The sequence below is a fragment of the Pseudomonas sp. 18175 genome, from assembly GCF_050432925.1.
In the GTDB taxonomy this organism is placed as follows: domain Bacteria; phylum Pseudomonadota; class Gammaproteobacteria; order Pseudomonadales; family Pseudomonadaceae; genus Aquipseudomonas.
The window spans coordinates 65927-89254 of the sequence record NZ_JBKFTO010000025.1; the positions used below are offsets into that span (position 1 = coordinate 65927).

The window sequence follows — 23328 nt, forward strand, 5'->3', positions numbered from 1 at the left end:
TGGGCCAGTGCTTGGGTACAATTCCACGCTAATTTGATCGGTATCAGGAACACTTACATGATCGCTTGCCTGCGGCTGCTCTCCGCCCTCTGCCTCGCTGCCCTGTTGGCCGCTTGCGCCAGCTCGCCCTCGTCCAGCCTTGGCGACCTTCCACGGACCCCGGACGCCAGTATCGAGCAACTGCTCGAACAGGCCACCACCGCCAAGACGCCAGAAAAGGCCGCACTGTTGCGCCTGAGTGCGGCAGACATGGCCTATAAGCAGAACAACCCTGGCCGCTCGTCGCAGATCCTTGCGCAAGTGCCATTGGATGTTCTCAAGCCCGCCGCGCAAGTATTTGCCAGCACCCTGGCCGCCGAACTGGCCATGGCACGCAATCAGCCCAAGGCGGCCTTGTCTGCCTTGAACCATCCGAGCCTGCAAAGCCTCAAGGACCTGCCGGCTGACCAGCAGATCCGCACCGGCAGCGTGCATGCCCGCGCCTATGAAGCGGATGGCCAGACCCTGGCCGCCGCCCGCGAACGTGTCGCCATGGCCCCGCTGCTTACCGGCGATGCCGCAGCAAGCAACCATGAAGCCATCTGGGCACTGATCGCCGCCCTGCCTGCCGATCAACTGCAAGCCAGCGGCAACCCGACGCTCGACGGCTGGATCACACTGGCCCAGTCGGTCAAGAGCGCCGGCACGCTTGAGCAACAACAAGCCGCCATCGACACCTGGCGCGCACAAAACCCGAGCCACCCGGCGGCCGTGCAACTGCCACTGCCGCTGACCAAACTCAAGGAGCTGGCCAGCCAACCGCTGAACAAGATCGCTGTGCTGCTGCCCCAGGATGGCCCGCTGGCCTCCGTCGGCAAGGCACTGCGCGAAGGCTTCATGGCTGCGCACTACCAGGCTGAACAAGCCGGGCAGAAGCCGCCGGTCATCGAGTTCTATGACAGCTCGCGCCTGAACTCCATTGATGATTTCTACGCCAAGGCCCAGGCCGCCGGCGTGCAATTGGTGGTCGGCCCATTGGAGAAGCCGCTGGTCAAGCAGCTGGCTGCCCGCCCACAACTGCCGATCACCACCCTGGCACTGAACTACAGCGAGACCGACCGCAACCCGGCGCAACTGTTCCAGTTTGGCCTGGCCGCTGAAGACGAAGCCCGCGAAGTATCGCGCCGCGCCCGTGCCGACGGCCTGCACCGCGCCGCCGCAATGGTGCCGCGTGGCGAATGGGGCGAGCGCGTCTACAAAGCCTTCCGCCAGGATTGGGAAGCCAATGGCGGCACGGTAGTTGGCGTCGAATACGTTGACCAACCGGTCGCCCTGGCCCAGCAAATTGCCGACCTGTTCCAACTGCGTAAAAGCGAAGGCCGCGCCAAGAGCCTGCAAAGTACCGTGGGTACCGACGTCGCCGCGCAGCCGTCGCGCCGCCAGGACATCGAGTTCATCTTCCTGGCCGTGACCCCGCAACTGGCCCAGCAGATCAAGCCGACCCTGAACTTCCAGTACGCCGGTGACGTACCCGTGTACGCAACCTCCCACGTGTTCAGTGCCAGCGGCGACAAGAACCAGTACCTGGACATGACCAACGTGATGTTCTGCGAAACCCCTTGGCTGCTCAACACCACCGACCCGCTGCGCAACCAGGTTGCCGCGCAATGGCCGCAAGCCAATGGCAGCCTCGGCCGCCTGTATGCGATGGGCGTGGATGCCTACCGCCTGGCGCCGCGCCTGGGCCAACTCAAGGCACTGCCGGACACCCGTGTTGACGGCTTGTCGGGCAGCCTGGGCATCAGCGCCAACCAGCGCGTTGACCGCCAGATGCCATGGGCCAAGTTCGTCGGCGGCGACATCCAACGCCTGCCAGATACCCCGCGCTGATGCCCGAGCGGTCCAGCGCACAAAGCGGCAAGGATGCCGAACTTCACGCTCTGCAGCACTTGCAACAACAGGGTCTGCGCCTGCTGGCGCAGAACTGGTTGTGTAAACGCGGCGAGCTTGATCTGGTCATGCTTGACGGCGATACAGTAGTATTCGTCGAAGTCCGCTACAGAAAACACGCACAATGGGGTGGCGCGCTCGCCAGTATCGACGGGCGCAAGCGTCAGAAACTGATACTCGCCGCGCAGTTTTTTTTGCAAAAAGAGCATCGCTGGGCCGACGCCCCCTGCCGTTTCGACGTGGTTGCCATAGAAAGCACACCGTCTGGTCTGGCTGATCTGAACTGGCTCCAAAATGCCTTCGACAGCTGATTCGCCGGACATTTTCACCACACACTTTTGCTCTTTGCTTTGCGGGCTGCACATTCCTGTGCCAAACAGCCGCGCTACTTAAGGTCACACAGATGGACATGCAATCCCGAATTCGCCAGCTTTTCCAGGCCAGCATCGACACCAAGCAACAGGCGATGGACGTACTTGCACCGCACATCGAGCAAGCCAGTCAGGTCATGGTCAACGCCCTGCTCAACGAAGGCAAAATGCTTTCGTGCGGCAACGGCGGTTCGGCCGGCGATGCCCAGCATTTCTCGTCCGAGCTGCTCAACCGCTTCGAGCGCGAGCGCCCAAGCCTGCCGGCCATCGCCTTGACCACCGATTCGTCGACGATCACTTCGATCGCCAACGACTACAGCTACAACGAAATCTTCTCCAAACAAATCCGCGCCCTGGGCCAACCCGGCGATGTACTGCTGGCGATTTCCACCAGCGGCAACTCGGCCAATATTATTCAAGCGATCCAGGCCGCACATGATCGCGAAATGATTGTCGTAGCATTGACCGGCCGCGATGGCGGCGGCATGGCTTCGTTGCTATTGCCCGAAGACGTGGAGATTCGCGTTCCGGCCAATGTCACCGCACGTATCCAGGAAGTCCACCTGCTGGCGATCCACTGCCTGTGCGATCTGATCGACAGCCAACTGTTTGGGAGTGAAGAATGACCGTTAACCGCCTCAGCCTTTTGGCCATCACCCTGTGCCTCGCGATCAGCGGCTGCAGCACGGCCATCACTGCAACACGTGACACCCCTATCCAGGATGACAAGGGCACCCGTACCTTCGGCAGCAAGATCGATGACTCGCTGATCGAAACCAAGGTTGAAGTCAACGTCGCCAAGGCCGCCACCGACCTGGGCAACGGTGCTTCGCGCATCGTCGTCACCAGCTTCAACGGCGTGGTCCTGCTGGCCGGCCAGACACCGCGTGCCGACCTCAAGGCCCAGGCCGAGCAAGCTGCATCGGCTGTGCAGCGGGTGAAAAAGGTCCACAACGAATTGCAGGTCATGGACCCGATCACCCTGCTGGCTATCAGCAATGACGCGCTGCTGACGACCAAGATCAAAGCGCAGATGCTCACTGATAACGCGATCCCCGGCTCGCGCATCAAGGTGGTGACCGACAACGGTATCGTTTACCTGATGGGCCTACTGACCCAGGCAGAAGCCACCCGTGCCGCCAACCTGGTGCAGGGCGTATCTGGTGTGCAGAAGATCGTGAAGGTGTTCGAGTACATCGACTGATCCAGCCCACCTGTAGCAACCAAAAAGCCCCCTGCGCCAATGGCGTCAGGGGGCTTTTTTATTGTGCTGATCAGAATCAGACTTCGCTCACCAACACATCCGCAATGCGAATACTCAACGCCGCCCCCGTCAGCGTCGGGTTCACGCAGGACGACGACGGCATCACACTGGTACCGGCGATAAACAGGTTGGCGTGGTCATGGCTGCGGCAATCGCGGTCCACCACCGAGTCCTTGGGGTCATCGCCCATGATGGTAGTGCCCATGATGTGCTGGCGGTTCTGGAAACCCACGTCGGTACTGAGGATGTCGGCGTCCAGCAGCTTGGCGAATTGCTTGAAGTCTTCCAGAGCCTTCTCTTTGCCCGCATGCCAGTAGTCCGGGACGCTGTAGTAGATCTCCGGCACCGGCAGGCCGATGGCGTCGAATTTGGTTTTGCTGGGCGTTACGCGGTTTTCCGGCAGCGGCAGGGTTTCGAAGTCGACTGCCCAATTGAGCGAGCGCGCCGATTGCAGGCGAATCTGCTCATCGAGCTTGGAGCCCAACACCCCCTTGGCGATCAGGTTGGAGGTGATCTGCGACGTCGGCACAGTGTTGCGCACCTTGATCTTGTAGCCTGGGTAATCCTTGCGGAAGGCCCCATCGCGGCTGTTCAGGTACACCAACAATTGGGTTGGGCCTTCGCCCGGCCACATGTCTTCCTTGGTCATCACGTTCATGCTGATGCCGGTGTGGTCCATCAGGTTGCGCCCCACCTGGTCGGATGAGTTGGCGATGCCGTTGGGGTATTTGTCGGAGGTCGACATCAACAACAACTTCGGCGACTCGATGCCATAGGCTGCCAACACAAAGTAACGCGCCGTCAGTTTGTGGGTGGACTTGTCGGGGCGCATGTACCAGACAGCGGTGATTTTGCCATCCTCCCCTGCCTCGATTTTGTACACCACCGAGTTTTCCAGCACCTTGGCGCCATGGCGCTCGGCCTCGTCGATATGCATCGAGCCGTCGTACTTGGCGGCAATCGGGCACACCGGGTTGCAGTTGTTATTGCCGGCGCACGGCGGACGCTTGCCGTAGGGGCGAGTGGCGCGGCCGTTGGGTTCGAGGATCGGGTTGTAACCGCCCTTGCCCAGCATCTCTGAGAGGCGGGTAAACATATAGCTGGGCTTGAGTCCTTCCATCGGGTATGGGATCGAGCGCGGTGGAAACGCCTCGCCGCCCTGCCCGCTTTCGTCCTGGCCATCAACGCCAGACACGCCCAGCTCGGTCTCGGCACGCGCGTAGAACGGTTCGAGTTCGTCATAGCTGATCGGCCAATCCCGGCCCTGGCCATACAGCGACTTCAAGCGGAAGTCATTGGGCAGCATGCGCCACAGCGACGAGCCGAAGTGCCAGGTGGTGCCGCCCACCACCCGCAGGTAGGAGGTGTTGTATTTGACCGGACCGACCTGCTGCAAGTAGTCACCATAGGTCGACGGCGCATGCGGCAGGCTTGGGTAGGGAGAACCCGCACCCTGCAATTTGGCATTGGCCAGGGATAACTTGACCGGCGCATTGCGGAAGGTTTCCACCACGTCACGGCGATTGACCCTGGGGCCTGCCTCCAGAACGATCACCGACTTGCCGGCCTTCGCCAGGCCGGTCGCGATCAACCCGCCCATAACACCAGAGCCGATGATGACGACATCGGCATCCAATTGTGCCTTGCTCATAGTGTGAGGTCCTGTGGCGCTTTGGGTTTGGGGCCCCATGAATCCGGGCCGCCACCGTAGGTGGGGATGATGAGGGTGCCGTGGGTGGGCCGGTACATCAGCGCTTCACTGTAGGCAACCAACTCTGCGTCAGCCGGTTCGCCGACAATGCCCAGGTACCAGGCCGAAATGATGCTGGTGGCCGTCGCCTTGAGGGACGGGTCGGCGTCGGCCAGGACCAGGTAATCGTCTACATGTTTCAGGCCGCGCTCGGCGATCAACTGCTTGAGGGCGATCACGTTGGTTGAGAAGTTCGGCGCACGCTTGTCCAGGGCGGCGTAGTAACGCGCAGCCAGGACCGCATTGACCGGACGACTAACCAGGAACTGAGACAGGCCCGCAAACTCCGCGTCCGACTGAGCCGCCGCCATGGCCGATTGCCAAGGCATCAGGCCACTGACGAGGGCCGTCAGCCCCAGGGTGACCGAACCGCGCAACAAACTGCGGCGTGACAGTGCATTGATTGATGAGTCCATGGTCAAACCTCCCGACGTCGGCGACGGACAAGAACGATCACCGTCAGGGCGATCAGGATGCAAGCGACGACAATGGCCGGGATGGTGAACCTGGCCATCACCGCCAACGGTGCCTTTGGCCCGCCTTCACGCACTTGGGCGACATCGGCAGCGGTCACTTTCAACGCGTCATTGCCATAACGCGACAGCACGTAATTGCTGACGTCTGCAATCTGCTGGTCGTTGAGACGGTCGGTGAACAGTGCGTCCGGGCCGAATGCCGGCATGTCGATCGCAACGCCATCCACTTCGCGGTGCACGCCGTAGACAATGGCTGCGATCAAGTTGTCGCTGCGGGCGGTGGCGGTGTTGTGGAACAGTGACGGGTATTCGCGGGTGCCCTGGCCGTTGGCCTGATGGCAATTGGCGCAGGTGCCGCTGAAGATGTGCCAGCCGGGATTGTCTTCGGGCTTGCCGCCGCGCAAGGTCAACTCGTCGGTGGAGGGCTTACCGAATTCATGGCGGGCCTTGGTTTCGCCGGTGCTGATTGGTTGGGTTTGCAGCAGGTAGGCGGCAATCGCCTTGAGGTCCACTGCGTCCAGGTGTTGCAGGCTATGTTCCACCGCTTCGGCCATCGGCCCGGCAGCTTGGGCCTTGCCTTCGACATGGCCGGTGCGCAGGTAGGCGACCAACTCATCACTGGACCACGCGCCGATACCGCTGGTTTTGTCGGAGGTGATATTGGGCGCATACCAACTGCCTAAAGCGCCGCCGGCCAGTGGCTTGCTGTTATCGGCCGCCATCAGCACGTTGCGTGGGGTGTGGCAGGTATCGCAGTGGGCCAGCGCGTTGACCAGGTAGTCGCCACGGTTCACTTCGGCGGATTTGCCTGAGTCTGGGGTAAAGCGTTTCTGGCTGTGGAACAAGGCGTTCCAACCGAGCATGGAGGCGCGGATATTGAATGGGAAGTCCAGCGCGGTCTTGGCGGTGGTGGCGTCGACGGGCTGCACTTCGTGCATGAAGTAGTGGTAGAGGTCCGCGACGTCGGCGTCGGTCATCTTCGCGTACGAGGTGTACGGCATGGCCGGGTACAGGTGTGTGCCATCCGGCGTCACGCCATCGCGCACCGCCCGCGCAAATTGCTCAGCGGTGTAGCCGCCGATGCCCGCAGATTTGGACGGGGTGATGTTGGTCGAGTAGATCACCCCCATCGGCGAACTCAGCGGGTAACCACCCGCAAAAGGCCTGCCCCCTGGCGCGGTGTGGCACGCCACGCAATCCGCCGCCACGGCCAGGCGCTTGCCTGGTGATGCGCTGGCATCCAACGCCTGGCCATACGCACTGCCGGCCCCCCAAACGACAAGCGACAGAACGCCCGCCAAGGCATGCCTGATGCCTTTTTCCCTAACCGTTTTACGCGGCATGTCTTTTTACCCTACGCAATTGCACTCATGGCTTTCACGGATTCTTAAGCTCTATTGGCTCTTCGAATAGCTCATATCGTTATCGGTTGTCATACAACAGCAAGGTGTGAATATTTCACGCAAAGCAATATTTGGCAACAAGTTAAAGGCGAATTGCCATCAATCTCTGTTTCGCAATGAAGCGTCTAAATCAGTGCTTCCAGAGCCTCTGTCGTCATAACCCTGGCAACGTTAATGAGATTTTTAGGAAAACTGGACGGTTTTCTGTGAGATTTCACCATGCTTGGATGTTTGTGCTGTTATCCGCTATTTTTTAAAAAATCGAAAAACATCCAAAAAAAATCATATCTATCTGATAAATAAAGAATTTTATACATAAATAGAAGGTTTTCGACTAATTTTACGCATTATGAAAATCTCGTTTTACCTGTAAAAAACACGACAAAAACACATAAAAAAGCCTATTTTGCAGCGAATTAATCTGTAGAAACATTCAGCAACCCTTAAGTCCTGGACGCATCTGTCGATAGTAGTACGACCACTGCCGGCCCCTGTATCGGTGCCGGTACTCACTTCGTTGATGAATCAATCAGCATCTTTCCAGGACGAACCGATGAGCTGGCTTAACGACGCAAAACTCTCCACCAAACTGATCACATCCTTCTCACTGTGTGCGCTTATCACGCTGGGTGTGGGCGTACTGGGAAGCCGAGGGGTGTCGGCGCTGTCGGAAAGCCTCAAGTCGGTGTTCGACAACAACCTGGTGTCCATTGCCAACACCGCGCAAAACAAGGTCAAGGCCGTGGGGCAGAGCCGCGATCTGTATCGCCTGTATGCCGCCTACACCAGCGACGCCCCCCAAAGCGTGAAAGACGAATTCATCGCCTCGATGAACGCCAACCGTCAGGCCAGCGAGAAGGCCTTTGCCCTGTATCGCCAGCGCCCCATGGCCGACGACGAACGCGCAGCCGGCGACAAAATGGAGCGCGACTGGCCGGCGTACCAGGCCATGGTGCAGCAGTACATTGGCCTGCTGAACGCCGGTGAGTTGGATAAAGCCCGCACGCTGCTATTCGGCGATTTGCAAAAAGCCTATCGGGTGGTGATGGACGAACAGACCATCATTGTCGACTCCAACGACCGCCAAGTTGCTGAAAGCGCGGCAGATGCCGTGGTGCAGGAATCGTCTGCGCGTAACACCCTGTACGCGGGCATAGTTCTCGCGTTCATCGCCGCGATCCTGCTGGGCCTGTTTATCAGCCGCCTGATCAGCCGCCCGATTGCCACCGCCGTGACCAGTGCCCGACGCATTGCCGATGGCGACCTGACCCAAGCCATCGTCAGCACCGGCCGCGATGAAACCGGCCAACTGCTGAGCGCCCTGGCGGATATGCAATCGAGCCTCAAGCAAACCATCCATCAAATTGCCAGTGCGTCCGATCAACTGGCGTCCGCAGCAGAGGAACTGACGGCGGTCACCGATAACGGCAGCCGTGGTCTGGTGCGCCAGAACGATGAGATCCAACAAGCCGCAACCGCTGTCACCGAGATGACCTCGGCGGTTGAGGAAGTGGCCCGCAATGCGGTGTCCACCTCCGAGGCGTCCCACACCACCAGCGAGCAGGCCAGCAACGGCCGCGACCAGGCCCGCAAGGCCGTTACGGCGATCAACCACGCCACCACCGAGATCGATACGTCCACCACCATGGTCAAGGACCTCGCCGGCCAAGTGCGAGACATCGGCAAGGTGCTGGATGTGATTCGCGGTATCGCCGAACAAACCAACCTGCTGGCACTCAACGCCGCCATCGAGGCCGCCAGGGCTGGCGAGCAGGGTCGCGGGTTCGCGGTAGTGGCAGACGAAGTACGTGCCCTCGCCGCCCGCACACAGGCCTCGACCGGGGAGATCGAAGGCATGATCAACGCCGTGCAATCGAGCGCCGACCAGGCTGTGGGCGCCATGGGCAAAAGCCAGGCACTGGTCAACGACACCCAGGCCCTGGCCCAGGCGACTGGCGAAGCACTGGAGTTGATCGCCGAAGGGATTTCCCAGATCAACGAACGCAACCTGGTCATCGCCACCGCGTCCGAAGAACAAGCCCACGTTGCCCGCGAGGTGGACCGCAACCTGGTGAACATCCAGGATCTGTCCACACAAACCGCAGCCGGCGCGCACCAGACCAATGCCTCAACCCAGGAACTGTCGAACCTGGCGCTGTCGTTCAACACCCTCGTCGGACGTTTCCGCCTGTAAAACATCCAGGCACAAAAAAGGGCGCCTTGTGGGCGCCCTTCTTATAGGTGCGTTACTGGTACTGCGAGTACGGGTTGCCTTGGAACTGATTGTTCTGTTGCGGCGCCTGCGCGCCTGGCTGGCCGTACTGTTGGCCTGGGATTGCACGCAGATTGACTTCTACGCGACGGTTCTGGGCACGGCCATTGACGTCGGCGTTGCTGGCAATCGGGTTATCCGGGCCGGCACCACGTACGCTCAAGTTGGCAGAGCTAACACCCTGGGAGGTCAGATAGTTGGCCACGCTCTGCGCCCGACGCTGTGACAGATCCATATTCAACTGACGGCTGCCGGTGCTGTCGGTGTAACCGACAATTTCGATAGCGTTCTGGTTGAACTGCTTGAGGGAGTTGGCCAGGTTGTTCAGCGGCGTATAGAAGCTGCTGGAGATCGCGTCCGAGTTGGTGGCGAAGGTGATATTACCCGGCATAATCAGCTTGATCTGGTCGCCTTGGCGCTGCACTTCAACACCGGTATTGGCCATGCTTTCGCGCAGTTTCTTTTCCTGCTGGTCGGCGTAGTAGCCGTAGCCTGCTGCGCCAGCACCTCCAACAACCGCACCAATCAGTGCGCCCTTGCCGCGGTTGTTATGGTCGATGGCCGCACCCGCCAATGCACCGGCCAGGGCACCCAGGCCACCGTACTTGGCGGTCTTGCTCATGCCGCCGGATTCATTGCTGGCCTGCCCCTGGCTGCTGGCGTCGTAAGGATTTTGGTTAGCACAGCCGCTCAACAGGGCGACAACGGTGGCGACAACAAGCAGACGACGCGAAGTGAACATGAGGGAAGCTCCTACTTTTGCATTCTATGGTGCAAAGGACATTGGCAATGGACCCGTGCCGAGTTTGGAACGCGACAAACGGCAAAAATTCCATGACCACGCGCCGAGCTGTAACAAAACATTCGGCATTTGGCCTGCTACAGAAACCGTAGCAGACACACGCTGAACGCAACCTGAGTTTTTGCTGCAATGCTTGTAGGCCTTATAGCGATTCACGCCCGTACAAACGGGTTTTCGCGCATCTCATCCCCCAATCGCGTATCCGGCCCGTGGCCAGCCACCACGGTTGCGCCCTCGTCCAACGTATACAGCCGCTGCTTGATTGAACGCACGATGGTCGCCTGGTCGCCGCCCCACAAATCTGTGCGCCCTACCCCGCGTCGAAACAGGGTGTCGCCGGCGATCAGCAACTTGGCATCGGCAAACCAGAAGCTCATCGAGCCCGGCGTATGCCCTGGCGTGTGCAACGCCACGCCGCAACCGCAGGCCAACTCCTCTTCATCTTCGAGCCAGCGATCCGGAGACGGCACAGGGGTATAGGGCACGCGAAACATCTGGCACTGCATCTCCAGGTTGTCCCACAGGAACTGGTCTTCCTTGTGCAGGTGCAGGGTGGCGCCAGTCTTCTCCTTCAACTGGCCGGACGCCAGGAAGTGATCGAGATGGGCATGGGTGTGAATGATGCTCACCACCTTGAGGCCCAAGGCATCCAGCCGCGCCAGGATCAGCTCGTGGTTGCCACCGGGGTCGACCACGATGGCTTTTTTGGTGATGGGGTCGCCGATGATGGTGCAGTTGCACTGCAGCGGGCCGACGGGGAAGGTTTCGCGGATCAACGTAGCAGTCATAAGCCCTTCAACACTCAAAACAATATCAAATCACGCCAAGCTTTTATCTAGACACGACGCCATGCGCCAGTAAGAACATGCCTGATAGCCGTCGCAAAAGGTTGGCCCTGTGTTGCACTCAGCTCTTCGTCAACAAGTTGCTGCCAGGCCTGCGGCCCTGCCTCTTCAAACAATTCGGCCAGGACTTCCGCCGTTTCCAAATAGCCCCTGACAGCCTCTCGCCTCTTACTGCGTAACTTTCCTCGCTCGGCATCAATGTTGAAAATCCGCAAGCTTTCTTCTGCTCGAGCCAACTGTTGAGCATCAAGACCAGAGCGAGCCCTGATTGTCCCATCCGATACAAATACCCAGTAATCGTCAGGCTCATCGGTATCTGGCTTTATCAACACAGCAGGGTCATAGACACCACAGCGGTCTTTATGTCTGCCGCATGACTCATAGCGGTCACAAGAACCGAAAAGGTTGTCCCATTGAAAAGTCACGCGCGCATCCCGTCCCTTTTGCCGAAAATGCTCAATATGACGGTCTTTTTCATCAATGCCTGCCTCACAGTAGGCACAATTATCACCCTGCATCTCTTTCAAGGCCGTCCAGATATCGGCTCTATCTTGAGAAGTAAGATCGGCCCAATTATGGGTCCCGTGCTTATAACGTGAGAGGCAGACCGGGGCCTGATTTCTATTCAACTTGCGCATGGGCTAATCCCGGCGAGGCGATGAGACATGCATAGGTAACTTGCTTTTTAGCACTTGAAGACGCAATAGCCGTTGGCATTCGAGCATGCTCGGATGGTTTTCTCCGAAATGTTGCTCAAGGTCCGCCAATAGAGCAATACCAGTGTCCGTGTTGTTGAGGCCCTGCTCGATAAGTGCAATATAAACACTCAATTTTCGCGAAGCCGCCGTATCAGGTACAGCATCAGTCCCCATAACGTCGGCCATCACCTCAGAACTCGCCACCCCTTGTGTCTGCTGACTGACATGGCGAATAACCGTTCGAGCAAGCCCGGTGTCCTGATCTACTTCGGTTGCTAAAACCCTGATGCATTTTGCATCCACCGTTGTAAGCACCTGGGGGCTATGCGTCGTTACGACGAACTGAATGCTTGGAAATGCTGTACGTAACTGCTCAAGCACTCTCTGCTGCCAACTCGGATGAAGATGCATATCCACTTCATCAATCAAAACGACCCCGGCGGTGCTTCGAGCAGCGTCAATCCCCAAGTGTGGATTCAATTTTATACAGCGGTACGCGATATCTCCGACCATCGCCAAAATGCTACGAATACCATCGCTCAATAAGTCAACATCCAGCACGCCATGCTGCTCATGATGAAGAATCAGCGACTTTTGCTGACTGACGCTATATTCCAGCAAACACCAGCCTGTGATCGGCTTAAGCAAACAGTCAATGGCCTGCTGAACGACCTCGACTCGTAGCCGAGCAACGTCCATATCTTGTGGGGTTCCTCGGTTTTCGAGCTGCTTGATTTGTTGCTCTCGATAACTTTCAAAGGCCCATATAAACCACTCTTTGAAATGCTTATATGACGACGCGGGATCAAGGCAATTGACGTAAGCAAACGTGCGGACATAAAAATCAGCGTCCTGAGTATCGTCCCTGCCTTTTTTGGAGTCCATCAGGCGTTTTTGCGCCCATAAGCGGCCCGTTCCGTAGTAACCAAAAACAGGCAGATGGCTTAGAGGCTGATCAGGGTGGCGGATGGACTTCTGCAAATTCGCTGTGTATCGCTTCAAATCAGCGGTGCTAGCTTCGTCTTTGGTTTTCGTTGCTTTGGCTTCACTGTCCCGATAGCGCGCCCATGGCATACCGTCACCTAAACCATAATCTCCCGTCATAGCAATTCGGGAGGGCAGCTGCCGTGCCATATCGCCACTCGTCAACTTCAGAAGGCGCACATCGTCTATAGCAATACCGTTGCCAGGATCATTAAAACTATTTCGTGCCAAATCAAAACTGCTTACATACGGCCACAGCGCAATTCGAATGGCATCAAGCAAGGCAGACTTACCCTGCCCATTTTCCGCTACAAGCACGGTGAGATAAGGGTGCAATTCGACCTCTACCTGATCGAAGCAGCGAAAGTTTTGCAAGGTCATTTTTTCGAGCTTCATGCATGTGCCTTACGCTTGAGGAGCCGCTGCTAAGCTCATGGAAAAGGATTCAGATTCTACGGGCATTCCAATAGGCAAGAAAGCACACAAGTTTCTTCCTGCATGTTTCAACGACTATCCCAACAGCCCTATCTCCTGCGCCCGCGCCACTGCCTGTGTGCGCCGCTCGACCCCCAGCTTGCTGTTGATATGGCTCGCATGGGTTTTCACGGTGTGCAGGGAGATAAACAACCGGTTGCTGATTTCCTGATTGGAACAGCCTTGGGCAATCAGTTGCAGCACGGCCAACTCCCGGACGCTCAGGGTCTCATGAGTTGATGTCGCCTCGGCTACCACCACCGCAGGCAACAGCGCCAGCAGGCTCTGGTTCAGCAGGCCATGGGGGTCTTTGCCGAGTTGCTCGCGCATCCAGTCGGGGTGGTTTTCCAGCAAGCGCTGGAAAGGTTGCAGTGCACCGCCCGCTCCAGCCTCAAGCGCACGAGCCAACACCGGGCACGCCCTGGCTTCCTGGCTACTGTCCAGCAGCAGTTGCACCTGCTGGGTCAGGGCCATCAAGGCGATCATCTGGCGCCCGTTGTCCTGGGCCTGCTGCGCCAGCGTTTCAAGGCGTTGCAGCGCCGCGTCGGGTTGATGCCGCGTGGCATCCAGCGCCGCTTGTTGCAAGCCGATATGTTGCGACAAGTGCGGATGAAATTCCGGCGCGGCAGCGGCATGTTCGCCGTTGTAGGTCTGCCCCAGTCGGCTAAGCCAAGCATCAGCCAGGTCGGTTCGGCCCTGGGCCAGCCACAGCTCGCATTTGATCAGGGTGATCATCGCCAGGTAGTAGATCGGCGGCACGTCCCAGATATGCATCAGGCGCTCGGCCTCGGCCAGTTCGGCGAAGGCCTTGGGAAAGTCATTGCGCCGACCTTCGAAGTTGGCAATCACGCAATGCCCGATCAGCACGCTGATATCGCGGCAGGCCCGAGCCTCGGTGAGGCCGGCGCGCAATCGGGCGATACCGGCTTCGGGCTGGCAGCGCACCAACAGCAGAAAGCCCTCATAGAGCGACAACCGAGCGCGCACCGCGTACAACCGCTGCGGCGCCAGGCCATGTAGGCGTTGCAGGCCCTGGCGCACTTCGTCAAGGGAACGCAGGATTTCACCACGTGCTTGCAGTACTCGCGCGCGGTCGTAATGGGCAAGCGCCTCGAACAATGGGTTGCCGACACGCTGCGCCAGCTCCAGGGATTCGCGGTTCAGGCCCCGGGCACGCCATAAATCGCCGTCGACAATCGCCAGGTTGGACAGTGTCGACAGGCACATCAAGCGCTGGCCATAGCGCCGTTGCGGCAGGCTTTCCAAGGCTTCGCTGCAATAGCGCTGGGTCAATTCGCGATTGCCACGGCCCCTGGCGATGATCCCACTCAACGCCAACCACTGCGCCAGCATCGACTTTTGCGCAGTGGCCGAGGGTGCCGGCAGGAACCGGCTGAGGTAACCGGATAACTCCTCCGCCGCATCCAATTGGCAGGCCAGGCCCAAGGCCCAGCTGTACAGCACGATCAAACGTGGCGTGCTGATCAACAGGCTGTCGGGCAAGTCCATCTTCCAGCGCAGCAGCATGCCCACATTCTGCTCGGCCAGCAGTTGCTCTTCGGAGAGGTTTTGCACCAGGTTAGCCGCCACATCCAAGTGACCGGCACGTAGCGCCTGCTCCACCGCCTCATCAATCAAACCCTGGGCATTGAACCAGCGGCACGCCCGCAGGTGCAGGCTGGCGGCCGGCAATACGTTGCTGCTGGCACGCCGGGTGCGCAGCAAATCAGAAAACAAATGGTGGTAGCGATACCAGTGGCCTTGTTCGTCCAAGGGCACCAGGAACACTTGATGGGCTTGCAGGTAACGCAGGATTTCAGCGCTGTCGTGGGCTTCACGCACGCCATCACACAACTCGCTGCAAAAACGCTCCAGAGGTGCGGTGTCGAACAGGAACGCCTGTACTTCCATGGGCAGGCAATCGATCACCTCTTCAAGCAGGTAATCGCGGATGAGCCCTTCGCCGCCGTGCAGGCTTTGCGGCAAGGCCTCTTCGTCGCCCGCTTCGGAAGCAGCCAACAACCAGAAGCGCAGGCCGGCTACCCAGCCCTCGCTGCGGCGGATCAGGTTGTCGAGGGCCTCGCCCTGCAACGAACTGCTATGGCGATCCAACACGGCCAGGGATTCTTCATGGGTCAGGCGCAGGTCTTGCTCATGCAGTTCCAGCAGGTGCCGCGACAGACGCAGCCGTGCCAAGTGCCAGTCCGGGCGCTGGCGGCTGGTCACCAACAACACCAAACCATCGGGCAAATGATTGAGAAAGAACTGCAGGCAACGGTCCAGCACCGGGCCTTGGGCCAGATGGTAGTCATCCAGCACCAACAACAGTGGCGCGCGAGGGGACAGGTGCACGGTCAGTTCATCAAGCAGCCCATCGAGCCATTCTTCAAAGGCAAAGGGTTGGTGACGCTGGCGCATTTTCAGCAGGCCCAGGGATTGGGCGCCGAGTTGCGGGAAGAATTGCTGCAAGCCGTCGAGCAGGCGTTCAAGGAAGCGGCCGGGGTCGTTGTCCCGCGAACCCAGGCCCAGCCATAGGCTGTGCCAATGGGCCGACAGGCCTTGGCAGAACTCCACCGCCAACGAACTCTTGCCGAACCCTGCCGGTGCGCTGACCAGCAGCAACCGCCCTTCCAGACCGGCACTCAGCCGTTCGCACAGCCGCGGTCGCAGCACGTAGCCGTCAGGCAGGGGTGGCCTGTAGAAGCGACCTTCCAGGGTCGGGATTACCGCACTGGCAGGCCCTTGGATTCGGGACAGATCAGTCATCGCCGGGCTCTTGTAGAAGGCTGTTGTCGGCATTGCAGATGTCCGCAGACTAGCGGTAAAAGCGGCGGGATTGTAGATCTTTGCAACAAATGACTGAAAAAGAACTGAGACAAAAAATATCTTCAAATAAAAAAGCCCCGAACCAGTCGGGGCTTCGCTTACGAGGATGCGGCCTCGGTCAGCAGCCGTTAGCGAACACCATCCTGGCGCAACGCTGCCGGGGTGAAGTCGCTGGTGGTAGCGGTGAAGCCGAAGTCATAGGCCTGTTTCTCTTCGTTCTTCATGCCCAGGGCGAGGTAGCGGCCGGACTGCAGGTCGTAGAGGGTTTCGAGGGCGTACCACGGCACTTGCTTGTCGTAGTAGTTCTCGGCATGGGCTTCGGCGACGCGCCACAGTTGGCCACGACCGTCGTAGTGGTCGATCACCGCCGCTTGCCAGGTGTCTTCGTCGATGAAGAAGTCACGCTTGGCGTAGATGTGGCGCTGGCCTTCCTTCAAGGTCGCGACCACGTGCCAGACGCGGCGCAGCTCGTAACGCGCCAGGTCTTGGTTGATGTGGCCGGCCTTGATGATGTCGGCGTACTTGAGCTTCGGATCATCGACCTTGTAGCTGTTGGAGGCGATGTAGATTTCTTTCTTGCCTTCGAGCTTCCAGTCATAGCGATCCGGCGCACCGTTGTACATGTCGAGGTTGTCGGAGGTACGCAGGCCATCGGCGGCTGTACCCGGGCCGTCATAGGACACTTGCGGCGCCCGGCGCACGCGGCGCTGGCCAGCGTTATAGACCCACGCCGAACGCGGCTCCTTCACTTGGTCCAGGGTTTCGTGCACCAGCAGCACACCACCGGCCAGACGGGCTGGCGCGGTCACTTGCTGCTTGAAGTAGAACAACACGTTGCCCGGGTTTTTCGGGTCGAAGTCCTTCATCTTGTCGCGGAACACAAACTGGTCTTTGAAATACACCAGGCTGAACGAGCCGTTGGTTTGCGGGGTGGCCTGGGTGACCAGGCGGGTCACGCTGCCGCCGCGATAACGGGTGATGTGGTTCCAGATCACTTCCACACCGCTTTTTGGAATCGGGAACGGCACAGCGGTTTCGAAGTTTTCCAGGCCGTTGCCACCGGACACCAGGTTGGTGGTGGTGGCGTTCTTCTTGATGGCCGCGAACACATCCGCCGGCACCGTGGCGCCGCGATGGGTCGGGTAGACCGGCATCTTGAAGGAGTCCGGGTAGCGCTTGAACATCGCGTACTGCCCCGGCGCCAGCTTGTCCTTGTACTGCTCGACGTTGGCAGCGGTGATGGTGAACTGCGGTTGTTCACTGGCGTAAGGGTTGGCCAGGAAGCCACGGGCATCGACGGCGCCGGCATTGGTGGGCAGTGGCGACCATTTCGGAATGGTGCCAGCCGCGTTACCGGCCATTTCGGCGCCCATCGGGGTCAGGGTGGTGCCCAACTGGGCCGCCTCATTGGCCGACACTGCCGCCATGACGTTGCTGGCCAGGATCGACAGCCCAAGCACACCTACGTGCAACAGACTTCTTTTACTTATTTTCATGTTCTGGTTCTTCCTGAAATGCAGGCATCTGAAAAGAATTTGCTTAGAAGTTCGCGCCGAAGCTCAGGGCTACAAAGTCTCGGTCATCCACAGTGGAATACTTGCCGCCGAAGAAGTTGGTGTAGGCCAGGCTTGCGGTGTAGGTGTTCTGGTACTCGGCATCGAGCCCAAGGCTGACGGCCTTACGACCTTCTTCAAAGTTGCCGCCAGGGCCAGGCGAGTAGCCGCTGACGTCATGGGACCAGGCCACGTTAGGCTTGAGGTTCACACCGGCAAACACATCCGGGTACTCCCAGATAGCTCGGCCACGGTAGCCCCAGGAGTTGGCTGTAGTGAAGCCATCGTTGTTGCAGTTGGTGGTGAGGTTGCTGCGGTCAACGCCTGCGCCGGCACCGTTGAACGTACCGGTGTTAAGTGCGGTACACATTGCGCCGCGGCCAGGACCGAACACAGGGTCACGCCCGTAACGGGCCTTGTCGCTGCTTTCCAAGCCACCGACATGCGTCAAACCGATCTCGCCGACCAATGTCAGACGACTTGCCCCCATCACCTGATCAAAGAAGTGGGTGAACGTGGTCTGGATCTGGGTAACTTCCTTGCGGTTGTAACCATGCAGATCCTGCCCGGCCACCCCTTTGAGCGGCGAAGCATTTTCATAGCCAACCAAAGGTGTGACACCCGCGTAGAGGATGTCGGTGGTGTTGAGTTGCACTGGCGCGTTTGGCCGGTAGCTGATTTCGCCGCTCCAGGCTGTACCCGTTGGCAACGTCGTAGAGAAACTCAAGCCATAGAGACGGATATCTTCTGGGTACTCGATGAAATAGCTGGAGTTACCGGCGACGATGAGCGGGCGCAACGTCCCGATCGGGAATGCCCCGGCCGCCGCGTAAGTAGCAGCCGAAGCGCCCTTGGCACTGAAGATCGGCGCCCGGCTGTGGTAGTTCATGAAGTAGGCGCCGAACTCGGTGTCCAGCGGCTCGAAGTTGTAGTGCATGGCCACACCGAATTGGCCGCCATCACGGGCGTCGCGGTTGCCATCGCGCTTAACCAGGACACCCTCTTCGTTGATGTTGAGGCCGTAGGGCGCCAGGAACGGTAATGCACCTGCCGCTGCGAGCGTCGAACGTTTGCTGAGCAAGCGCAGGTTGTCATCGCAGCCACCAGTAATCACGTCAGCCTGCGAGAAAAACGTCCCGCAGTTGTCGGTCACAGTTTTTTCCCAGTCCAACTGGTAGAAGGCTTCCGCCGACAAGTTGTCGGTCAAGGTCTGCGACACATAGAACATATTGACCGGAATCAGGCCTTCCTTGATTTCGGCACCTGGACGACGGAACGCCGCCACGTCGATTGGGTTGACGGAGTTGATACCGCCACCAATAAAGGTGCTTTCGCCCCAACTCACGACCTGCTTGCCGAAACGCACCGAACCGGGCTCATCGGCAATCGAGTAGTTGTGGTAGATAAAGGCGTCGAGAATTTCCCCACCCGAGGAACGCGCGCCCATCGGGCGGCCTTTGTCGCTGATGTCCTTGAACTCGCGGTTTTCATCCTTGAGCTCGAAGTCATACCAGTACTTGCCCCGCACAAACACACCGGTATCGCCGTACTTCAGTTCCAGGTCATGAATGCCCTTGAAGATTTTGGAGAAGGTCTCCCCGCGCTTGAAGTTCAAGTGGCCGTCGTCGGAGGTCTGGGACAAGCCCTTACCCCCGTTATTGACGCCGATCAGGTCACGGTTGGCCTTGGACGTACTCCAACTTGCCCCCACGGAAAGAGACGAGTCAAAACTCCCTTCGATTTCACCGATATTGAAACTGACGCCGAATGCGGGCCCGGCGAGCGTAGAGGCGAGGCTGACGGCCAGGGGCAATCTTGCCCGGCGCCAGAACTGGTTTACTGAGGTCATCGACGCTACTCCATGTGCATTATTGTTATGGCAGAGAGTTCTTTCTTGTGGATGCATGTAACGGCCGGAATACAACGATTCCAATGCCGCTCGGCAGCCGAGCCCCCATGGCCCGAAGCGGAACATCCTTGAAAAACTCTGGAAGGGACTATAGCCAGCAGGGGGTAGTGCTTGATCCCTCTAAAGTGTGATTTGCATCACCGACCCGTCTGCCTCAACCCTTTCGCCACACCGACGAAGGTCGGCGCGGCAAGGATGGCTGAAAATCGGCAAATCACAAGTAAAGGCGCAAGATAGAGCATTGCCGCGCCCGGACGGGCGCGGCGAAGGGGTTCAGAGGGTGGACAGGAACGTGCTGTTGTTGGCCTGCCATTCGATGATGTCAATGCGGATACGTTTTTTGTCGAGCTTGCCGACGCTGGTCTTGGGAATTTCCGTAACAACGGCGATCTGGCTTGGAATCGCCCACTTGCTCAAATGGCCCAGTTCCACGAATGGCTTGAGGTGCTCCTTGAGCTCACGGGCCCCAATCACATGGCCATCACGCACCACCAACAGCGCAAACGGGCGCTCGCCCCACTGCGGATCGGCGATGCCCACCACCGCTACTTCGCGTACCGCCGGGTGACGGCTGACCAGGTCTTCGAGCGCCAGGGAGGAGATCCATTCGCCGCCGGTCTTGATCACGTCCTTGATGCGGTCGCGAATGTCGATCACGCCAAAGGCATCCAGGGTGGCCACATCGCCAGTGTGCAACCAGCCGCCAGCCCAGAGTTCGGCGCCCTTTTGCGGCTCGTTGTAATAGCCCTCGGTCAGCCACGGCGCACGCAACACCAGCTCACCCTGAGACTCGCCGTCGGCAGGCAGGAAGTTACCGTCGCCATCGACAATTGCCGCGTCCACCAGCGGCCCCGGCACGCCGGCCTTGATGCGGTAGGTGGTGCGCTCATCCTCGGTGCCAGCCATCAGCTCTTCGTTGAGGTGGGCGCAAGACACCAGCGGCCCGGTCTCGGACATGCCGTACGCAGCCGTCAGTTGAATCCCACGGGCCTTGGACGCTTCGTACAGCGTGCGATTGAGCGCGCTGCCGCCAATGACGATTTTCCACCCGCCAAAATCCACGCCTTGGGCGGCCTTGGCGTTGAGCAGCATTTGGAGGATGGTCGGTACGCAATGGGAGAACGTGACCTTTTCCTTGCGCCACAACTCCACCAGGAATTCGGGGTCGTAGCGGCCGGGATAGACCTGTTTCAGGCCCAGCATGGTCGCCACATAGGGCAGGCCCCAAGCATGGACGTGGAACATCGGCGTGATCGGCATGTAAACGTCGTTGGTGCCCAGCAGGCGCACGCTGTCGACGCTGCCCATGATCGTCGCAACGCCAATGGTGTGCAGCACCAATTGGCGATGAGTGAAGTACACGCCCTTGGGGTTACCGGTGGTGCCGGTGGTGTAGAAGGTGGTGGCGACGGAATGCTCGTCGAAGTCCTGGAAGTCGTACTGGGGGCTGGCCGCGGCCAGCAGGGTTTCATACTCGCCGACCAGGTTGGGCAACTCAGCGGTCTTGGATTCGCCATCGGTGAGCAGCAGGGTTTTATCGACGGTGGTGAGCTGCCCGGCAATCGCCTGGTACAGCCCGACGAACTCGCTGTTGACCAGCACAAAGCGGTCTTCGGCGTGGTTCATGGTGTAGAGGATCTGTTCCGGCGACAGACGCACGTTGATGGTGTGGATCACCGCGCCGATCATCGGGATGGCAAACATGCATTCCAGGTAACGATGGCTGTCCCAATCCATCACTGCAACAGTGTCACCGGCCTTCACGCCGGCTTCGGTCAGCACATTGGCCAGGCGCGCGACCCGCTCGATCAGGGTGGGGTAGGTGTAGCGCAGCTTGTCGCGGTAGACGATTTCCCGGGTTTTCTCGTAGCGAGTGCCGGACATCAACAGGCGTTTGATCAACAGCGGGTATTGGTACGCGCCTTCGGCGGGCGGGATAACGCGGGTCTGCAACATAGGAATCCCTTTTATGACTGCATGGTCTTGGCTGAAAGATCTGCACTGTAGAGCGCTTATGTTTCAGCCAAATCAGCCAAAGGAATGATTTGCAGGGGGCAATGAATGCTAGCTTTGGGCCAGTATTCGCGCTTATTTCATGCTGGTGAAAGCCAGTTTTACCCCAATCGCAATCAACACCGCCCCCATGGTCCGATCAAACCAATGCCCCATCCGCGCAAACCCGGCGCGCACCCGTTGCTGGCTGAACAACATCGCCACCAGGCAGAACCACAGCGCGGTCGCCACCGCGAGGTACACGCCATAACCGGCCTGGATCGCCAACGGCGTATGCGGGTTGATCACCACTGTGAACAACGAGAGGAAGAACAACGTGGCCTTGGGGTTCAAGCCATTGGTCACGAACCCTGCGGTAAACGCGCCACGCGGTGTGCGCTCGCCCGCTTCACGGTGCAACTCGCCCTCGGCAGCCGGCTTGGCCGGTTGCGCGCGCAGGGCCTTGAAGCCGATGTACAGCAGGTACGCCGCCGCCGCCCACTTGAGTGCATTGAACAGCACGATGGACTGGGACACGATCAAGCCAATCCCCAACAACGAATAGCCCACATGCAGGAAAATCGCCGAGCCCACGCCCAGTGCGGTCCAGGTGCCGGCGCGGCGGCCGTGGGTAACACTTTCGCGCACCACCACGGCAAAGTCTGGGCCGGGGCTGGCCACCGCCAACAAGTGGATCAAGGCTACGGTCAAAAACTCGGCGAGGTACATGCTCACTCCAATTGAGTAACTGATTATTTCATCTGATAGGCTCGGCAGATTACGCCTACGAACCCTGTCGCAAAAGGTACAGTTGATGACGAACAATCGCCGCGCCGTATTCCTTGATCACCCTTCCCTGGACCTGGGGGACCTGAACCTCGGCGAACTGCACAACAGCTTCAGCGACCTGCAGTTGTTTTCGGATACCACGCCACAGAACGTGATCGAACGCCTGCAAGGCGCCCAGGTGGCCATCAGTAACAAGATCCCGCTCAACACCGAAACCCTGGCAGCCTGCCCGGAACTCAAGCTGATCCTGGTCTCGGCCACCGGCACCAACAACGTCGACTTGCAAGCCGCCCGCGCCCACGGCATCACGGTGAGCAACTGCCAGGGCTACGGCACGCCGTCGGTGGCACAACATACGATCATGCTGCTGCTCAACCTGGCGACCCGCTTGAAGGACTACCAACGGGATGTGAGCGCAGGCAAGTGGCAGCAGGCCAAGCAGTTCTGCCTGCTGGACCACCCGATTGTCGAATTGGAAGGCAAGACCCTCGGCCTGCTTGGCCACGGTGAACTGGGCGGCGCCGTAGCGCGCCTGGCCGAAGCCTTTGGCATGCGCGTGGTGCTCGGTGCAATCCCCGGCCGCCCTGCCCGCGCAGACCGTGTGCCGTTGGATGAATTGCTCGCGCAAGTCGATGCGCTGACCCTGCACTGCCCGCTCAACGAACACACCCGCGACTTTATCGGCGCCCGCGAACTGGCGCTGCTCAAGCCGGGCGCGTTTGTGGTCAACACGGCGCGCGGTGGTTTGATCAACGAACAGGCCCTGGCCGATGCCTTGCGCAGCGGTCACTTGGGCGGCGCGGCCACCGATGTGTTGAGTGTGGAGCCACCGGTCAACGGCAACCCGCTGCTGGCCGATGACATCCCCCGGCTGATCGTCACTCCGCACAATGCCTGGGGCAGTCGCGAAGCGCGCCAACGGATCGTCGGCCAACTGGCGGAAAACGCCCGGGGCTTTTTCAGCGGCGCCCCGCTGCGTGTCGTCAGTTGA

Annotated in this window: 18 protein-coding genes; 6 read left to right on the forward strand and 12 right to left on the reverse strand. The window is 59.4% G+C overall.

Annotated elements, in window-relative coordinates:
• Positions 1-57: 57 nt before the first annotated feature.
• The 4 genes from ACLD1Y_RS26190 to ACLD1Y_RS26205 all read left to right on the forward strand — a co-directional run bounded on the left by ACLD1Y_RS26190 (position 58) and on the right by ACLD1Y_RS26205 (position 3504).
• Positions 58-1869: a penicillin-binding protein activator gene (locus ACLD1Y_RS26190; protein WP_429480634.1), complete on the forward strand. Its 1812-nt coding sequence runs from the start codon at positions 58-60 to the stop codon at positions 1867-1869.
• Positions 1869-2240 carry a YraN family protein gene (locus ACLD1Y_RS26195; protein ID WP_429480635.1) on the forward strand — a complete coding sequence of 124 codons (372 nt, stop codon included), beginning with the start codon at positions 1869-1871 and terminating at the stop codon, positions 2238-2240. Before ACLD1Y_RS26190 ends, ACLD1Y_RS26195 begins: the two co-directional genes overlap by 1 nt.
• A gap of 92 nt (positions 2241-2332) precedes the next feature.
• The gene (locus ACLD1Y_RS26200; RefSeq protein ID WP_007904374.1) at positions 2333-2926 is read left to right on the forward strand and encodes a phosphoheptose isomerase; all 594 of its coding nucleotides are present in this window, start codon (positions 2333-2335) and stop codon (positions 2924-2926) included.
• Positions 2923-3504: a BON domain-containing protein gene (locus ACLD1Y_RS26205; protein WP_286842446.1), complete on the forward strand. Its 582-nt coding sequence runs from the start codon at positions 2923-2925 to the stop codon at positions 3502-3504. The genes ACLD1Y_RS26200 and ACLD1Y_RS26205 overlap by 4 nt, the downstream gene beginning before the upstream one ends.
• 76 nt (positions 3505-3580) lie before the next feature.
• On the opposite strand, the gene ACLD1Y_RS26210 is transcribed toward ACLD1Y_RS26205, so the two are convergent.
• Genes ACLD1Y_RS26210 through ACLD1Y_RS26220 form a run of 3 tightly spaced genes read right to left on the reverse strand, consistent with a single transcriptional unit; the run spans position 3581 to position 7133 of the window.
• Positions 3581-5215, reverse strand: coding sequence for a GMC family oxidoreductase (locus tag ACLD1Y_RS26210; protein WP_429480636.1), 1635 nt, complete (start codon positions 5213-5215; stop codon positions 3581-3583).
• The gene (locus tag ACLD1Y_RS26215) at positions 5212-5730 is read right to left on the reverse strand and encodes a sugar dehydrogenase complex small subunit (RefSeq protein WP_429480637.1); all 519 of its coding nucleotides are present in this window, start codon (positions 5728-5730) and stop codon (positions 5212-5214) included. The genes ACLD1Y_RS26210 and ACLD1Y_RS26215 overlap by 4 nt, the downstream gene beginning before the upstream one ends.
• A gap of 2 nt (positions 5731-5732) precedes the next feature.
• A complete protein-coding gene (locus ACLD1Y_RS26220; protein WP_429480638.1) occupies positions 5733-7133 on the reverse strand; it encodes a cytochrome c in 1401 nt (466 codons plus the stop codon).
• 613 nt (positions 7134-7746) lie between these two features.
• On the opposite strand from ACLD1Y_RS26220, the gene ACLD1Y_RS26225 reads away from it, so the two are divergent.
• Positions 7747-9387 (forward strand): methyl-accepting chemotaxis protein, encoded by a 1641-nt coding sequence (locus ACLD1Y_RS26225; RefSeq protein ID WP_429480639.1) that lies wholly within the window; start codon positions 7747-7749, stop codon positions 9385-9387.
• Positions 9388-9439: 52 nt separating this feature from the next.
• Here ACLD1Y_RS26225 and ACLD1Y_RS26230 read toward each other — a convergent pair whose 3' ends face one another.
• The 9 genes from ACLD1Y_RS26230 to ACLD1Y_RS26270 all read right to left on the reverse strand — a co-directional run bounded on the left by ACLD1Y_RS26230 (position 9440) and on the right by ACLD1Y_RS26270 (position 22277).
• Entirely contained in the window at positions 9440-10207 is a 768-nt protein-coding gene (locus tag ACLD1Y_RS26230) for an OmpA family protein (protein WP_429480640.1), read from the reverse strand.
• 212 nt (positions 10208-10419) lie between these two features.
• Positions 10420-11055 carry an MBL fold metallo-hydrolase gene (locus ACLD1Y_RS26235; RefSeq protein ID WP_429480642.1) on the reverse strand — a complete coding sequence of 212 codons (636 nt, stop codon included), beginning with the start codon at positions 11053-11055 and terminating at the stop codon, positions 10420-10422.
• Between the two features lie 47 nt (positions 11056-11102).
• Positions 11103-11750 carry a retron Ec78 anti-phage system effector HNH endonuclease PtuB gene (gene ptuB / locus ACLD1Y_RS26240; RefSeq protein WP_429480643.1) on the reverse strand — a complete coding sequence of 216 codons (648 nt, stop codon included), beginning with the start codon at positions 11748-11750 and terminating at the stop codon, positions 11103-11105.
• 3 nt (positions 11751-11753) lie between these two features.
• Positions 11754-13190, reverse strand: a complete 1437-nt coding sequence (locus ACLD1Y_RS26245; protein WP_429480644.1) for an AAA family ATPase — start codon at positions 13188-13190, stop codon at positions 11754-11756.
• Between the two features lie 114 nt (positions 13191-13304).
• On the reverse strand, positions 13305-16034 hold the full coding sequence (locus ACLD1Y_RS26250; RefSeq protein WP_429480645.1) for a LuxR C-terminal-related transcriptional regulator: 2730 nt from the start codon (positions 16032-16034) through the stop codon (positions 13305-13307).
• A gap of 188 nt (positions 16035-16222) precedes the next feature.
• Complete coding sequence (locus ACLD1Y_RS26255; protein ID WP_429480646.1) at positions 16223-17590, reverse strand: DUF1329 domain-containing protein; 1368 nt, start codon at positions 17588-17590, stop codon at positions 16223-16225.
• A 43-nt stretch (positions 17591-17633) separates the two neighbouring features.
• Entirely contained in the window at positions 17634-19496 is a 1863-nt protein-coding gene (locus ACLD1Y_RS26260) for a DUF1302 domain-containing protein (RefSeq protein ID WP_429480647.1), read from the reverse strand.
• Between the two features lie 333 nt (positions 19497-19829).
• Positions 19830-21512, reverse strand: coding sequence for a fatty acid--CoA ligase (locus ACLD1Y_RS26265; protein ID WP_429480648.1), 1683 nt, complete (start codon positions 21510-21512; stop codon positions 19830-19832).
• Positions 21513-21644: 132 nt separating this feature from the next.
• Positions 21645-22277 carry a LysE family translocator gene (locus ACLD1Y_RS26270; RefSeq protein WP_429480649.1) on the reverse strand — a complete coding sequence of 211 codons (633 nt, stop codon included), beginning with the start codon at positions 22275-22277 and terminating at the stop codon, positions 21645-21647.
• A gap of 85 nt (positions 22278-22362) precedes the next feature.
• Here ACLD1Y_RS26270 and ACLD1Y_RS26275 point away from each other — a divergent pair, with 85 nt between their 5' ends.
• The gene (locus ACLD1Y_RS26275; protein WP_429480650.1) at positions 22363-23328 is read left to right on the forward strand and encodes a 2-hydroxyacid dehydrogenase; all 966 of its coding nucleotides are present in this window, start codon (positions 22363-22365) and stop codon (positions 23326-23328) included.